Source organism: Streptococcus parasanguinis ATCC 15912 (genome assembly GCF_000164675.2).
GTDB lineage: Bacteria > Bacillota > Bacilli > Lactobacillales > Streptococcaceae > Streptococcus > Streptococcus parasanguinis.
In genome coordinates this window covers 664,426-677,501 of record NC_015678.1, presented here as the reverse complement: position 1 = coordinate 677,501, position 13,076 = coordinate 664,426, and the positions used below count along the sequence as shown (strand labels likewise).

The window sequence follows — 13,076 nt, the reverse complement described above, 5'->3', positions numbered from 1 at the left end:
CATGAAAGCAAGATTTTCCAAATTAACTTTGGTGACAGTTGCCTTGTTAACCCTGACAGCTTGCTCCCAATCTCAATCCACTAGTTCTAAATCTTCTGCAAAAGAAGAAAGCAAACAAACGCAAACCAAGACTTCCAAAGAAACGTCTTCTACAAAGAATACGTCAAAAGAGACTGGCAAAGAAGAATCGTCAAAAGCTGGTAAGTCAGATGTGAAAGTGGATTCTGGTGTCAGCTATAATGGTTCCTACTATAGTGTCAAAGGGAAATATGGTGAGGTCATGATCGCCAACAAACATTATCCCTTGTCGCCTGACTTTAACCCAGGGGAAGATCCTGAAGCTGTTTCAGCCCTTCATGAATTGATCGCAGCCATGCAGGCAGAAGGTTATCCGATCAGTGACCAATATAGTGGTTTTCGTAGCTACGACACCCAAGTTGGCCTCTACCAAAACTATGTCAATCAAGATGGTCAGGAGGCCGCAGATCGTTATTCTGCAAGACCGGGTTATAGTGAACACCAGACAGGTTTGACCTTTGATCTGATCGATACCAGTGGTAATTTGGTAACCGAACCTGGACCAAGTAAGTGGTTGCTCAAGAATGCTGCTAAATATGGCTTTGTGGTTCGTTACCAAGAAGGAAAAGAAAAAGTAACAGGCTACATGCCAGAGAGCTGGCATCTCCGCTATATCGGAAAAGAAGCGCAAGATATCGCTGACTCAGGTTTGAGTCTGGAAGAATACTATGGCTTCACCGGTGGCGATTACGTTGATAAATAAAAAAGGTTGGGATAGATATCCCAACCTTAAAATGTAGACAAACTATTTTAAAGTAAAATAAATTAAGCGATCCTGCTAAGAAATAAAATTGAGTTCCAATTTTTAGATTGGATCAAGAAAATACTGAAACTTTCCGATGTGAGTAAAGTGCCTGAAACAATAACGATTCAGGCACTCGGAATTATTGAGAGTAAAACAGTTTGGGAAACTGTTTTAGCCTGAGCCCAGAAACTAAAGAGCGAGGGGGCTCAATACAAATTGAACACGGGCTGCGGATTGTGTCAAAAAGATAAGTTATCCTAGAATCGAAAGATTCTGCGTCAAACTTCCTATTTTGACTTTATCCGCAGACGCCCTTAGTATCTTGATTTAGTCATGGAACTTCGTAGAAGTTCGCTGACGTCCGTACTCACCTAAGGAAAGTTTTTAATATGACTTTGTCTACAATCTGAGGTTGGGGTTAAAATCTCCAACCTTTTTATTGGATTGTTTTTAGAAATGCATCCAGCTCTTTTTGATTCTTGAGAGAGATAAATTTGTCTGGATAGGTTTGGTTGACAGTCCGATAGCGTGTGACCTGTCTGGCTTGGCGACCGTCCCAAAGGATCCAACGGATGAATTCCCAGTCAAAGCGTTCAGGGCAGCCTGCTGCCATACTCTCTCGGACTCGGCCTTTATAACGGCGGTATCGTTTCCAGGCTCTAAAGAGGCAGTTCCAACGAGAGAAGTTGAGAAAGATAATCTGGTCGGCTTGCTCCATTCTCTCCTCATAGTAGCACCAAGAGTAATTGCCATCAATGACCCAGTCTCTATGGTCACTAAGAAACTGTCTCATCTCTTTCTCCATCCAATCCCGATCACTGTCTATCCAACCCGATTGAAATTGAAGGGTGTCCATATGTAGCTTGGGAATGGAGTAGTGGCGGGATAAGTTTTCAGCCAAGGTGGATTTACCTGATCCAGAATAGCCGATAATAACGATTTTCATAAGCACCTCTCAAAATTTTAGGAACAAAAAAAGCTCCGGAGAGCTTGATTTTTATGCTGTTCTTGATTAACCAAGTTTCGCTGCAAGACGTGCTTTATCACGGCTAGCTTTGTTCTTGTGGATCAAACCTTTAGTTTCTGCTTTATCGATAGCTGAGCTAGCAGCGCGGTAAAGTTCTTCAGATGGGTTTGCTTCAAAAGCTTTGATTGCAGTACGCATAGCTGATTTTTGAGCTGAGTTTTTTTCGTTTTGTTTAACGTTCAATTCAGCGCGTTTGATAGCTGATTTAATGTTTGCCAAGTTATTCACCTCCATTGATAATCTAACTATCTAATTATATATGAAAAGTTAAGATTTGACAAGCCTAAAATAGCTTTTCCTTAAAAAAGTACCGTTAAAAGGCCATTTTCTCTAGCGTTTGAGATAAATTTCGTCGATTTCATGGTTGGTTGCCTTATGGAGAATCAGATCAGCTCGGTTTCTGGTTGGTTGGATGTAATGTTGCAAGTTGACTAAATTAATGGATTCCCAGACCTGATGGGCCATGTTTAAAACTTCTTCTAGGGGTTGCTCTGTAAATCGATAGTAGTAGTTATTGGGATCATTCTGAGCTAATGCAAGGAGTTTTTGGAAGCGATCGATATACCAAGATTCGATATCGTCGACCGCGGCATCCACATAGATCGAAAAATCAAAGAAATCGGTCATATAGAGACTGTCATTTTGCGGATTTTGAAAGACATTGATCCCTTCTACAATGACAAAATCAGCCGGTAAAATGGTTTGCTTCTCATCTGGGACAATATCGTATATTTCGTGGGAATAGACAGGGATTTCTACGCTCTTGTTGTTTTTGATTTGATTAAGAAAATGAAGGAGTAATTCCATATCATAACTTTCTGGAAATCCCTTTCGATTGAGAAGCTCCTGTTCTTTTAAGACAGCGTTGGGATAAAGAAAGCCATCCGTTGTTACCAATTCCACGCTCGAGCCTTCGAAGGTCCGCGAAAGCAGAATCTGTAGAAGACGGCTGGTGGTCGATTTCCCAACAGCAACACTCCCTGAAACCCCAATGATAAAGGGTTGGCGTTCACTCGTTTTTTGAAGAAAAATACCTTTTGAGAAGGCCAAATCTTCTTTGGAACGCTTGTAGATTCCAATCAGGTTTGTCAAAGGCAGGTAGACGTCACGTACATCATGGAGGTTGATGCGGTCGTTAAAACTTTTAATAGAATTGAGCTCTGTTTGAGAGAGAGGTGGGGTGGTTTTGCGGTGCAAATTTTGCCACGTTTCTCGATTAATTTTTTCAAAATGTAGAAATTCTTTGTCCATATGTCACTCCTATTGTAGTCTTTAGTATACCAATTTTTAGAGGTCATGTAAACGATTTAAAAAAGGAATGAATTATGATAAAATAACCTTATGAGTAAAATGTATTTTGATGTAAACCCAGATGCAGCCCATGATATTCATGATCTGGCTGTTGTTTTATTGGGGCAAAAGATGAATTTCTATACAGACGCTGGCGTCTTTAGTAAAAAAATGATTGACTATGGAAGCCAGGTCCTCTTATCAACTTTGGATTTTCAAGAAGGGGAAAGTGTCCTTGATGTTGGCTGTGGCTATGGTCCAATTGGCCTCTCTCTAACTAAAGCCCAGGGAGTTGCAGTGACTATGGTCGATGTCAATGAGAGGGCACTAGACTTGGCTAAGAAAAATGCCAGCCGAAACGGCGTGGAAGCCCAGATCTTTTCTTCAGATGTCTATGAAGCAGTAGAAGGAGTCTTTGACCATGTGATCAGTAATCCGCCGATCCGAGCTGGTAAGAAAGTGGTTCACCAAGTGATCACTGGTAGTTTTGAACATTTGAAACCAGGTGGAGACTTGACCATTGTCATTCAAAAAAAACAAGGGGCTCCGAGCGCTAAGGCCAAGATGGAAGAGACGTTTGGCAATTGTGAAATCGTAAAAAAAGACAAAGGCTATTATATTTTAAGAAGTGAGAAAGAATCATGAGAGCAGTAGATATCATTCAGAAAAAAAGAGATGGTCTTGCCTTAAACAAGGAAGAAATTGAATGGCTGATTGAGGGCTATGTGGCTGGAACAGTACCAGATTACCAAATGTCTGCTTTTGCTATGGCTGTTTATTTTAAAGGGATGACGACGGAAGAAATCTCTCATATGACCATGAAGATGGTCCAAACGGGGCAACAGTTTGATTTGTCAGCTATTCCAGGGATCAAGGTGGACAAGCATTCGACTGGCGGTGTGGGAGACAAGGTAACCTTGGTCTTGGTGCCTTTGGTTGCAAGTTTCGGAGTGCCGGTTGCTAAAATGAGCGGTCGTGGCTTAGGCCACACAGGTGGGACCATCGATAAGTTGGAATCCATTAAAGGCTTCCAGATTGAACGGACCCAAGAGGAATTTATCCAGCAGGTGCAGGAGATCGGCTTATCGGTCATTGGTCAATCCGACCAACTCGTAAAAGCAGACAAACTCTTGTATGCTCTGCGTGATGTGACAGCGACAGTGGACACCATTCCTTTGATTGCTAGCTCCGTCATGAGTAAGAAAATTGCTGCAGGTGCCGATGCCATTCTTTTGGACGTGACAGTGGGCGAGGGTGCCTTCATGAAGAATATTGAGGATGCTCGTCGCTTAGCCCGTACCATGGTGGATCTTGGTAATGCCGTAGGGCGCAAGACAATCGCTGTCATTACAGATATGAGCCAACCCTTGGGAACCAGTATTGGCAATCGTTTAGAGATTTTGGAAGCCCTGGATATTCTGAAAGGACAGGGGCGCGCTGATGTGACAGAGTTTATTTGTGAATTAGCGCAAATCATGTTGAAATTAGCCAATGTGGACCAAACGATTGAAGCCATCCATGCACACTTGAGCAATGGACAAGCCTTAGCGAAGTTTGAAGAAATGGTTGTGGCTCAAGGTGGAGACTTAGAAGAATTGCATCGTCCTGTCAAAGTGGATCAGGTCCTTGAAGTAACAGCGGATCACGATGGCGTTATTGCTGCTTTACCTGCCATGGAGTTTGGCTTGTTTGCTATGCGCCTGGGTGCTGGTCGTGCCGTCAAATCGGATCCCCTCGATTATGAAACAGGGATTGTGTTTGACAAAAAAGTGGGAGAGCACGTCAAAAAAGGGGAACGTATTGCCCGCATTTTCATGAATGAAAAAAATTCACAAGAAAGCGTTACAGAATTCAAAAAAAATGTTAAAATACTAGAAAGGGCTGAAAGCGTTAAAGAAATTATTGAAATAATATCTTAAGCAACTCAGGAGATTATATGAAGTTAAATAAATATATCGATCACACTTTTTTAAAACCAGACGCGCAACAAGAACAGATCGAAAAGCTGATAGAAGAAGCCAAGGCTTATGGTTTTGCGAGTGTCTGTGTGAACCCGACATGGGTGAATTTTGCGGCTGAGGGCTTGTGCGATTCAGACGTTAAAGTTTGTACCGTTATTGGTTTTCCTTTGGGAGCAAATACACCATTTGTCAAAGCGTGTGAAACAAAAAATGCTATTCAAAATGGTGCCGATGAAATTGACATGGTCATTAATATCGGAGCACTTAAGTCTAAGAATTTAGCACTAGTTGAGGAAGATATCCAAGCGGTAGTCGAAGCGAGCGGGGATAAGCTTGTCAAAGTCATTATTGAGACTTGTCTCTTAACAGACGATGAAAAGGTCGTTGCTTGCCAAATTGCTAAAGAGGCTGGGGCAGACTTTGTGAAGACTTCAACTGGCTTCTCTACTGGAGGAGCAACGGTAGAAGATGTGGCCTTAATGCGTCAAACAGTTGGACCTGACATGGGTGTTAAGGCTTCTGGTGGTGCTCGCTCTTATGAAGATGCTCTTGCTTTTATCGATGCTGGTGCGACCCGTATCGGAACTTCTTCTGGTGTAGCAATCATGGAAGGAAAGGTGGCTCATGGCGACTACTGAGATGGTTGACTTAGCAGTTGAAGTGAGTAAACAAGCCTATGTGCCCTATTCTCATTTCCCAATTGGAGCTGTACTGCTAACAAAGGATGGGGAAATCTATACAGGGGTCAATATCGAAAATGCCAGTTTTGGATTAACTAACTGTGGAGAACGGACAGCCATTTTTAAAGCTGTTTCTGAAGGAGCTCGTGACTTTCAAGAGCTCATTATCTACGGGCAAACAGAAAAACCCATCTCTCCATGTGGTGCTTGTCGCCAGGTCATGGCTGAATTTTTTGAGCCAGACCTTCCTGTAACCTTAGTATCTAAAGATAAATCGACGGTCGTGATGACGGTCAAGGAATTACTTCCATATTCCTTTACAGACTTGACTTAATGGGTCTGTGGGGCGGTCTTTTGACCCTTTCAATACTTCGCAACAATGTTGCACAATAATTTAGGAGGTTCAGTAATGAACAAGAAACAATGGCTAGGCCTTGGTCTAGTAACTGTCGCTGCTATCGGACTTGCAGCATGTGGAAATCGTGCGTCTAAAAAAGATAGCGCTAACTCAGAATCTAAAACAGATTTGAAAGTTGCTATCGTTACCGATACTGGTGGTGTGGATGACAAATCATTCAACCAATCTGCTTGGGAAGGTTTGCAAGCTTGGGGTAAAGAAAACGGTCTTTCTAAAGGGAACGGATTTGACTACTTCCAATCAACAGATCAATCTCAATATGCGACAAACCTTGATGAAGCTGTTTCTAACGACTACAAATTGATCTTTGGTGTTGGTTTTGCCTTGAGCGACTCTATTAAAAAAGCTGCAAAAGACAACGAAGATGTGAACTATGTCATCATCGATGACCGTATTGAAGGACAAAAGAACGTAGCATCTGCTGTTTATGCCGATAACGAAGCTGGTTACCTTGCTGGTATCGCTGCTGCAAAAACTACAAAAACTAAACAAGTTGGTTTTGTAGGTGGTATGGAAAGTGAAGTTATCACTCGTTTCCGCGCTGGATTTGAAGCTGGTGTTAAATCTGTTGACCCATCTATCAAAGTTCAAGTAGACTACGCTGGTTCATTCGGTGACTCTGCTAAAGGTAAAACAATTGCCGCTGCACAATACGCTGCAGGTGCAGATGTTATCTACCAAGTAGCTGGTGGTACTGGTGCAGGTGTCTTCTCTGAAGCTAAAGACTTGAACGAGAAGAAAAATGAAGACGAAAAAGTTTGGGTTCTTGGGGTTGACCGTGACCAAAAAGCTGAAGGTGAATACACTTCTAAAGATGGCAAAAAATCTAACTTCGTATTGGCTTCAAGCTTGAAGAAAGTCGGAGAATCTGTAAAAGACTTAGCTAAGAAAGCTGCTGACGGTAAATTCCCTGGCGGTAAAGTGATTACTTATAGCTTGAAAGATGGTGGAGTTGATTTGACAACCGACAACCTTTCTGCAGATGCTAAAAAAGCTGTCGAAGATGCCAAAGCTAAAATCCTTGATGGGTCTCTTAAAGTTCCTGAAAAATAATATTTGATTGGAGCGGCCCTCCCTTTAAGGGCCGTTTCTTTTAAAGTGAGACATTTTTGTCTCAATAAAATCTGTTAGTCACCTAGCAGATTTTATTGAAATAAAAAAATTTTGAAAGGAAACACCCCATGACACATGAATATGTCATCGAAATGCGTGAGATTACCAAAAAATTTGGTGACTTTGTAGCAAATGATAAGATTAATCTTCAGTTGCGCAAAGGTGAAATCCATGCACTTCTTGGAGAAAATGGTGCAGGGAAATCTACACTGATGAATATGTTGGCTGGTTTGTTGGAACCAACTAGCGGAGACATCGTGGTAAATGGAAAAACTGTTAACCTAGACTCACCTTCAAAAGCAGCTTCTTTAGGAATTGGAATGGTGCACCAACACTTTATGTTGGTTGAAGCTTTTACAGTTGCTGAAAATATTATCCTTGGTTCTGAAACCACTAAACATGGTGTTTTGGACCTTAAAAAAGCCAGTCAAGATATCCTTGAGTTGTCTAAAAAATATGGCTTGGCAGTAGATCCAAATGCCAAAGTTGAGGATATTTCCGTTGGTGCGCAGCAACGTGTGGAAATCTTAAAGACGCTTTATCGTGGAGCCGACATCCTGATCTTCGATGAACCAACTGCGGTGTTGACACCAGCTGAAATCGAAGAATTGATGACAATCATGAAGAACTTGGCGAATGAAGGAAAATCTATCATCTTGATTACGCACAAGTTGGATGAAATCCGTGCTGTTTCAGACCGCGTCACAGTTATCCGTCGCGGGAAATCTATTGAAACAGTCGAGATTGGTGGAGCTACTAACCAAGATTTGGCCGAAATGATGGTCGGTCGTTCTGTTTCCTTTAAAACGGAGAAAGGTCCTTCTCAACCAAAAGAAGTTGTCTTGTCGATCGAAAACTTGGTTGTAAACGAAAACCGGGGAGTCCCAGCTGTTAAGAATCTTTCGCTGGAACTTCGTGCTGGTGAAGTCGTCGGGATTGCAGGGATTGATGGAAATGGTCAGTCTGAGTTGATCCAAGCGATTACAGGATTACGGAAGGTAAAATCCGGTTCAATCAAGATTAAGGGCAAGGATGTTGTAGGACTTCGTCCACGTCAAATCACAGAAATGAAGGTGGGGCACGTCCCTGAAGACCGTCACCGGGATGGTTTGGTCCTGGATATGATGATTTCTGAAAACATTGCCCTTCAAACTTACTATAAAGAACCTCTTAGCAAGAATGGTATTTTGAATTATCCAAATATTACCTCTTATGCCAAGAAGTTGATGGAAGAGTTTGACGTTCGTGCAGCCAGTGAAGTGGTACCAGCTAAGGCTCTCTCTGGAGGGAACCAGCAAAAAGCCATTATCGCTCGCGAAATCGATCGCGATCCAGATCTTTTGATCGTCAGCCAGCCAACTCGTGGATTGGACGTTGGAGCGATCGAATATATACACAAACGCTTGATCCAAGAACGGGATAATGGGAAAGCCGTTCTGGTTGTCAGCTTTGAATTAGATGAAATTTTGAATGTTTCTGACCGTATTGCGGTTATTCATGATGGGAAGATCCAAGGGATCGTAACCCCTGAAACAACGAATAAGCAAGAACTTGGAATCCTCATGGCAGGAGGAAAAGTAAAGGAGGGAGCATCAAATGAATAAGAATTTAAAACAAATTGCCGTTCCATTGGTGTCTGTCCTTTTAGGATTGGTCTTGGGTGCCATTATTATGTGGGCCTTCAGCTATGATCCCCTTTGGGGATATGAATTGCTGTTTAAGAAAGCCTTTGGTTCGATTAAGAGTTGGGGAAATATTTCCCGTGCCATGGGGCCACTGATTTTAGTTGCTCTTGGATTTTCAGTAGCAAGCCGGGCCGGCTTCTTTAATGTTGGACTTCCTGGTCAGGCTTTTGCTGGATGGATCATGGCGACTTGGTTTGCCCTTTCCTTCCCAAATATGCCTCGCTTACTGATGATTCCGATGACCGTTTTGATTGCGGCTGTCGCAGGTGGATTTATTGGAGCGATTCCTGGTTTCCTTCGTGCCTATCTTGGAACCAGTGAGGTCATCATCACCATTATGATGAACTATATTGTTCTCTATGGTGGGAATGCCTTGATTCATAGCTTCCCGGCTTCCTTGATGAAAAACAAGGACTCAACCATTGATGTGGGAGCCAACGCTGTCTACCAGACGGATTGGTTGCGTAATTTGACGGACAAATCACAAATGAACATCGGGATCTTCTTTGCCATCATCGCAGTGGTGGTCATCTGGTTCTTGATGAAGAAAACAACACTTGGTTTTGAAATCCGTGCCGTTGGTCTCAATGCGAATGCGGCAGAATACGCAGGGATGTCTGCAAAACGGACCATTATCCTTTCTATGATCATTTCTGGTGCTCTTGCTGGTATCGGTGGGGTAGCAGAAGGTCTGGGGATTTACTCAAATGTCTATGTTCAAACCAGCTCGATGAGTGTTGGATTTAACGGTATGGCCGTAGCCCTTCTTGCGATGAATTCACCAATTGGTATTCCATTTGCTGCCTTCTTGTTTGGAGCACTTCAAATTGGGGGAGTTGGTATGAAGCCAGCTGCCATCCCTGAAGAAGTCGTTCAAATTGTGACAGCATCCATTATCTTCTTCGTATGTGCCCACTACATTATCGAAAAAATGATCTCGATGCGTTCAGCTAAAAAAGGAGGAGCAAACTAATGAGTATTGTAACGATTTTAAGTATTCTTGTTTCCTCTATGATTGTGTATGCGGCGCCGCTGATCTTCACAAGTATCGGAGGAGCATACTCAGAACACGCTGGGGTTGTTAACGTTGGTCTGGAAGGAATCATGGTTATGGGAGCCTTCTCAGGTATTATCTTTAACTTGACTTTTGAGCCTACGTTAGGGAATTTGACACCATGGTTGTCCTTGATCGTTGCTGCAGGGATTGGAGTACTCTTCTCCTTGATCCACGCGGTGGCAACCATTCATTTCCGTGCTGACCATATCGTCTCAGGTACGGTATTGAACTTGATGGCACCACCACTTGCGGTCTTCCTTGTTAAAGCGATGTACAACAAGGGTCAAACTGATAATATCAAAGTTGCCTTCGGGAAAACATCCATTCCGGTCTTATCTAAAATTCCGGTGATTGGGGATATTTTCTTCAACAATGCCAGCATCATTGGTTGGGTTGCGATTCTCTTTTCATTCTTTGCTTGGTTTATCATGTTCAAGACGAAATTTGGATTGCGTCTTCGTTCAGTTGGGGAACACCCACAAGCAGCAGATACATTGGGAATCAATGTATATAGAATGCGCTACTTAGGAGTGATGATCTCAGGTGCCCTAGCAGGAATCGGAGGAGCCATTTACGCTCAGTCAGTTTCTGTTAACTTCGCGGTAACTACTATTGTAGGTCCTGGATTTATCGCCCTTGCGGCCATGATTTTCGGGAAATGGAACCCAATCGGGGCCATGCTGGCTAGTCTCTTCTTTGGAGCTTCACAAAGTTTGGCTGTTATCGGGAATCAATTGCCTTTACTTAAAGGTATCCCATCCATCTACTTGCAAATTGCGCCTTACGTCTTGACCATGGTTGTCTTGGCAGCCTTCTTCGGACAAGCAGTTGCGCCAAAAGCAGATGGTGTTAACTACATTAAATCGAAATAATGCACAGAGAGATGCGAGGTTTCCTCGGTCTCTTTTGCTTTCTAAAGGCCCCTCTTAGTCGCAATTTCTTTAGATTTAGGGTACAATAAGAATACAACTTTTCACGTATTGGAGGAGCAGATGTTTAAGTGGATGAGACGCCTGATTGGCATGGTGATCGTTTTATTTATTTTATTAGTGGTCCTATTGGTTCCTGGATCTATTCCTGAAGGGGATCAGCTGAGAAATGTGCAGGCAGGGAGTTCTTTGATTGAACTGGCTCAAAATGCTGTTTCAAATGCCTCTGTGAGCACTGAAGGGGTCTCAACTGAGCTGAGTCTCAATTCTGTGCAATTGAGTCAGGTCGTAAAAACAAGTGCTGGTTCTGCCCTTGACAATTCTGACTATCAAAAGATGGCACTAGGAATGGATGGCGATGACCTTCATGTCAAAGTTCCTGTTTCCTTAGGACCAGTTGATAGCTATCTAGATTTAACTATGACCGGTCAAGTCGAAAACAATGTCATGAATTTGACCGTGACCTGTGCTAAATTAGGGAAAATGCCCATTCCAAAATTCTTGGTTCTTAACTATTTGAAGGATCAATCCAATCAAAATGGAGGCGGCTTCACAGTCAATGGTGATCAAATCACCCTCGAGATCCCTCAAGCAGGCTATAGTATCTCAAAAGCGAGAGTGGAAAATGGCAATGCGAAGGTAACTGTTAGTATATCCTTGTTTTAAGTCTTTGTAATTGGAGTTGTCATGCTTGTCTTTGAATTTTGTGCAGAGAATTTAACTTATATTGATAAGGCGATTGCTGGTGGGGCAGGTCGCATTGAACTGTGCGACAACCTGGCAGTAGGCGGGACTACACCGAGTATAGGTGTGATCAATGAAGCAATCAAACTGACAAGAGAGAAGTCTGTGGATCTATGTGTCATTATCCGGCCCCGTGGTGGCGATTTTGTCTACACTGATCTTGAAGTCCAAGCTATGCTAGCGGATATTCGGGCTGCGAAAGAAATAGGGGTTACTTGTTTTGTGCTGGGTGCGCTGACGAGCGATCGAAAGTTGGACCAGAGGGTCATGCAGCTTTTACTAGCAGCCTGTGGCGAGGCAGAGGTGGTCTTTCATATGGCCTTTGATGAGTTAGCTCATACAGATCAGCTAGAAGCGATTGAGTGGCTTTCTGATCAAGGTGTGGCCCGCATTTTAACACGAGCTGGAAGTCCAGGTGATACACTAGAGCAACGTTTTGCACACTATCATAGTTTATTAGATGTTGCTAAGGGAAAGATTCAGATCCTGCCAGGTGGGGGTGTGACACTTGATAATCGTCAGCTCTTTTTGGAGCAATTGGGCGTTTGTCAACTGCATGGCACGCGCATCGTGTTTTAAAAAAGAAACGATCACTGCTTGAAGTAGTTTTGAAGATCCGTTATCAAGGTTGGGGACTTTGTTTCCAGCCTCTTCTAGTGCAAAAATGAATAAGGAAGAGAAAATGTTTTTAGAGCATTATTTTGACCGCTACACCTTTCAGCCAGAAAAGGGATTGGCTTATGGATTTAGGAAAACAAATGAGGGCTATGAGTACCAGTGCCCCGTCTTATCGGACACATTTCTCTTAAAGGTAAGCGTCTGCGACCGGAAGATTTCTTTTCAGGTCTATGATCAGGATACAGGAGACGAGTATATCCAGATCCATCTGGAACAGCTACAAGGAAATTTCGTTGGCCAAGTCAGGGAAGCTTGTCAGGAAAGTCTTGCAAGGATCCGCCAAGCTTGTTTTGAGGTAGAAGAATTTCTCTATCCTCAATCCAAGCGTCTCATGGCCTATATCTCCCTGCACTATCAGGGAACGATTGAGTATTTGTGGGAGAGATCTCCGGAATCGGGTGCCATTCGCCACCGAGACACCCTTAAGTGGTATGGTGTCTTTATGACCATTGATTGGAAAAAACTGGATGCTGGCAAGTCTGGGAAAATAGAAGTCTTAAATGTCAAGTCTGACCAAGTAGCCCATTTCATCCAGCAGAAGGGGATTTATCCAGCTTTTCATATGAATAAAAAATATTGGGTGAGTATCCCCTTAGATGGAACAATTGCTGATGAGGAGTTGTTTGCTCTAGTGGATAGTAGCTGGCAACTCACCAAAAAGGGGAAATAAG

At 42.9% G+C, this 13,076-nt stretch carries 15 protein-coding genes; 12 read left to right on the top strand and 3 right to left on the bottom strand.

The genetic code is table 11. From position 1 onward, the window contains the following. The first annotated feature begins 1 nt into the window (after position 1). Positions 2–781, top strand: a complete 780-nt coding sequence (gene ldcB / locus HMPREF0833_RS03335) for an LD-carboxypeptidase LdcB/DacB (protein WP_013903701.1) — start codon at positions 2–4, stop codon at positions 779–781. A gap of 478 nt (positions 782–1,259) precedes the next feature. Here ldcB and HMPREF0833_RS03330 read toward each other — a convergent pair whose 3' ends face one another. The 3 genes from HMPREF0833_RS03330 to coaA form a co-directional block, all read right to left on the bottom strand. Beyond that, positions 1,260–1,769, bottom strand: coding sequence for a DNA topology modulation protein (locus HMPREF0833_RS03330; protein ID WP_013903700.1), 510 nt, complete (start codon positions 1,767–1,769; stop codon positions 1,260–1,262). A gap of 66 nt (positions 1,770–1,835) precedes the next feature. After that, a complete protein-coding gene (rpsT, locus tag HMPREF0833_RS03325) occupies positions 1,836–2,084 on the bottom strand; it encodes a 30S ribosomal protein S20 (protein WP_003007640.1) in 249 nt (82 codons plus the stop codon). Between the two features lie 96 nt (positions 2,085–2,180). Then, a complete protein-coding gene (gene coaA / locus HMPREF0833_RS03320) occupies positions 2,181–3,101 on the bottom strand; it encodes a type I pantothenate kinase (protein WP_013903699.1) in 921 nt (306 codons plus the stop codon). 90 nt (positions 3,102–3,191) lie between these two features. Here coaA and HMPREF0833_RS03315 point away from each other — a divergent pair, with 90 nt between their 5' ends. The 11 genes from HMPREF0833_RS03315 to HMPREF0833_RS03265 all read left to right on the top strand — a co-directional run bounded on the left by HMPREF0833_RS03315 (position 3,192) and on the right by HMPREF0833_RS03265 (position 13,075). Then, positions 3,192–3,785, top strand: coding sequence for a class I SAM-dependent methyltransferase (locus HMPREF0833_RS03315; protein WP_013903698.1), 594 nt, complete (start codon positions 3,192–3,194; stop codon positions 3,783–3,785). Next, a complete protein-coding gene (locus tag HMPREF0833_RS03310; protein ID WP_013903697.1) occupies positions 3,782–5,059 on the top strand; it encodes a pyrimidine-nucleoside phosphorylase in 1,278 nt (425 codons plus the stop codon). The genes HMPREF0833_RS03315 and HMPREF0833_RS03310 overlap by 4 nt, the downstream gene beginning before the upstream one ends. 17 nt (positions 5,060–5,076) lie before the next feature. Further along, a complete protein-coding gene (deoC, locus tag HMPREF0833_RS03305; RefSeq protein ID WP_013903696.1) occupies positions 5,077–5,739 on the top strand; it encodes a deoxyribose-phosphate aldolase in 663 nt (220 codons plus the stop codon). Beyond that, positions 5,726–6,115 (top strand): cytidine deaminase, encoded by a 390-nt coding sequence (locus HMPREF0833_RS03300; RefSeq protein ID WP_013903695.1) that lies wholly within the window; start codon positions 5,726–5,728, stop codon positions 6,113–6,115. Before deoC ends, HMPREF0833_RS03300 begins: the two co-directional genes overlap by 14 nt. Positions 6,116–6,190: 75 nt before the next feature. Beyond that, positions 6,191–7,252 (top strand): BMP family lipoprotein, encoded by a 1,062-nt coding sequence (locus tag HMPREF0833_RS03295; protein WP_003014720.1) that lies wholly within the window; start codon positions 6,191–6,193, stop codon positions 7,250–7,252. Positions 7,253–7,380: 128 nt separating this feature from the next. Further along, positions 7,381–8,916: an ABC transporter ATP-binding protein gene (locus HMPREF0833_RS03290; protein ID WP_003014724.1), complete on the top strand. Its 1,536-nt coding sequence runs from the start codon at positions 7,381–7,383 to the stop codon at positions 8,914–8,916. After that, positions 8,909–9,970: an ABC transporter permease gene (locus HMPREF0833_RS03285; RefSeq protein ID WP_013903693.1), complete on the top strand. Its 1,062-nt coding sequence runs from the start codon at positions 8,909–8,911 to the stop codon at positions 9,968–9,970. The genes HMPREF0833_RS03290 and HMPREF0833_RS03285 overlap by 8 nt, the downstream gene beginning before the upstream one ends. Next, a complete protein-coding gene (locus HMPREF0833_RS03280) occupies positions 9,970–10,926 on the top strand; it encodes an ABC transporter permease (RefSeq protein WP_003014684.1) in 957 nt (318 codons plus the stop codon). The genes HMPREF0833_RS03285 and HMPREF0833_RS03280 overlap by 1 nt, the downstream gene beginning before the upstream one ends. A 120-nt stretch (positions 10,927–11,046) precedes the next feature. After that, positions 11,047–11,649 (top strand): hypothetical protein, encoded by a 603-nt coding sequence (locus HMPREF0833_RS03275; RefSeq protein ID WP_013903692.1) that lies wholly within the window; start codon positions 11,047–11,049, stop codon positions 11,647–11,649. 21 nt (positions 11,650–11,670) lie between these two features. After that, a complete protein-coding gene (locus HMPREF0833_RS03270; RefSeq protein ID WP_013903691.1) occupies positions 11,671–12,306 on the top strand; it encodes a copper homeostasis protein CutC in 636 nt (211 codons plus the stop codon). A 103-nt stretch (positions 12,307–12,409) separates the two neighbouring features. Beyond that, entirely contained in the window at positions 12,410–13,075 is a 666-nt protein-coding gene (locus HMPREF0833_RS03265; RefSeq protein ID WP_041818234.1) for an MmcQ/YjbR family DNA-binding protein, read from the top strand. Position 13,076 lies beyond the last annotated feature (1 nt).

Excerpts from the sequence above, each read along its gene's own strand:
- ldcB (WP_013903701.1), top strand. The coding sequence starts at position 2 with ATGAAAGCAAGATTTTCCAAATTAACTTTGGTGACAGTTGCCTTGTTA.
- HMPREF0833_RS03330 (WP_013903700.1), bottom strand. The coding sequence starts at position 1,769 with ATGAAAATCGTTATTATCGGCTATTCTGGATCAGGTAAATCCACCTTG.
- rpsT (WP_003007640.1), bottom strand. The coding sequence starts at position 2,084 with ATGGAGGTGAATAACTTGGCAAACATTAAATCAGCTATCAAACGCGCT.
- coaA (WP_013903699.1), bottom strand. The coding sequence starts at position 3,101 with ATGGACAAAGAATTTCTACATTTTGAAAAAATTAATCGAGAAACGTGG.
- HMPREF0833_RS03315 (WP_013903698.1), top strand. The coding sequence starts at position 3,192 with ATGAGTAAAATGTATTTTGATGTAAACCCAGATGCAGCCCATGATATT.
- HMPREF0833_RS03310 (WP_013903697.1), top strand. The coding sequence starts at position 3,782 with ATGAGAGCAGTAGATATCATTCAGAAAAAAAGAGATGGTCTTGCCTTA.
- deoC (WP_013903696.1), top strand. The coding sequence starts at position 5,077 with ATGAAGTTAAATAAATATATCGATCACACTTTTTTAAAACCAGACGCG.
- HMPREF0833_RS03300 (WP_013903695.1), top strand. The coding sequence starts at position 5,726 with ATGGCGACTACTGAGATGGTTGACTTAGCAGTTGAAGTGAGTAAACAA.
- HMPREF0833_RS03295 (WP_003014720.1), top strand. The coding sequence starts at position 6,191 with ATGAACAAGAAACAATGGCTAGGCCTTGGTCTAGTAACTGTCGCTGCT.
- HMPREF0833_RS03290 (WP_003014724.1), top strand. The coding sequence starts at position 7,381 with ATGACACATGAATATGTCATCGAAATGCGTGAGATTACCAAAAAATTT.
- HMPREF0833_RS03285 (WP_013903693.1), top strand. The coding sequence starts at position 8,909 with ATGAATAAGAATTTAAAACAAATTGCCGTTCCATTGGTGTCTGTCCTT.
- HMPREF0833_RS03280 (WP_003014684.1), top strand. The coding sequence starts at position 9,970 with ATGAGTATTGTAACGATTTTAAGTATTCTTGTTTCCTCTATGATTGTG.
- HMPREF0833_RS03275 (WP_013903692.1), top strand. The coding sequence starts at position 11,047 with ATGTTTAAGTGGATGAGACGCCTGATTGGCATGGTGATCGTTTTATTT.
- HMPREF0833_RS03270 (WP_013903691.1), top strand. The coding sequence starts at position 11,671 with ATGCTTGTCTTTGAATTTTGTGCAGAGAATTTAACTTATATTGATAAG.
- HMPREF0833_RS03265 (WP_041818234.1), top strand. The coding sequence starts at position 12,410 with ATGTTTTTAGAGCATTATTTTGACCGCTACACCTTTCAGCCAGAAAAG.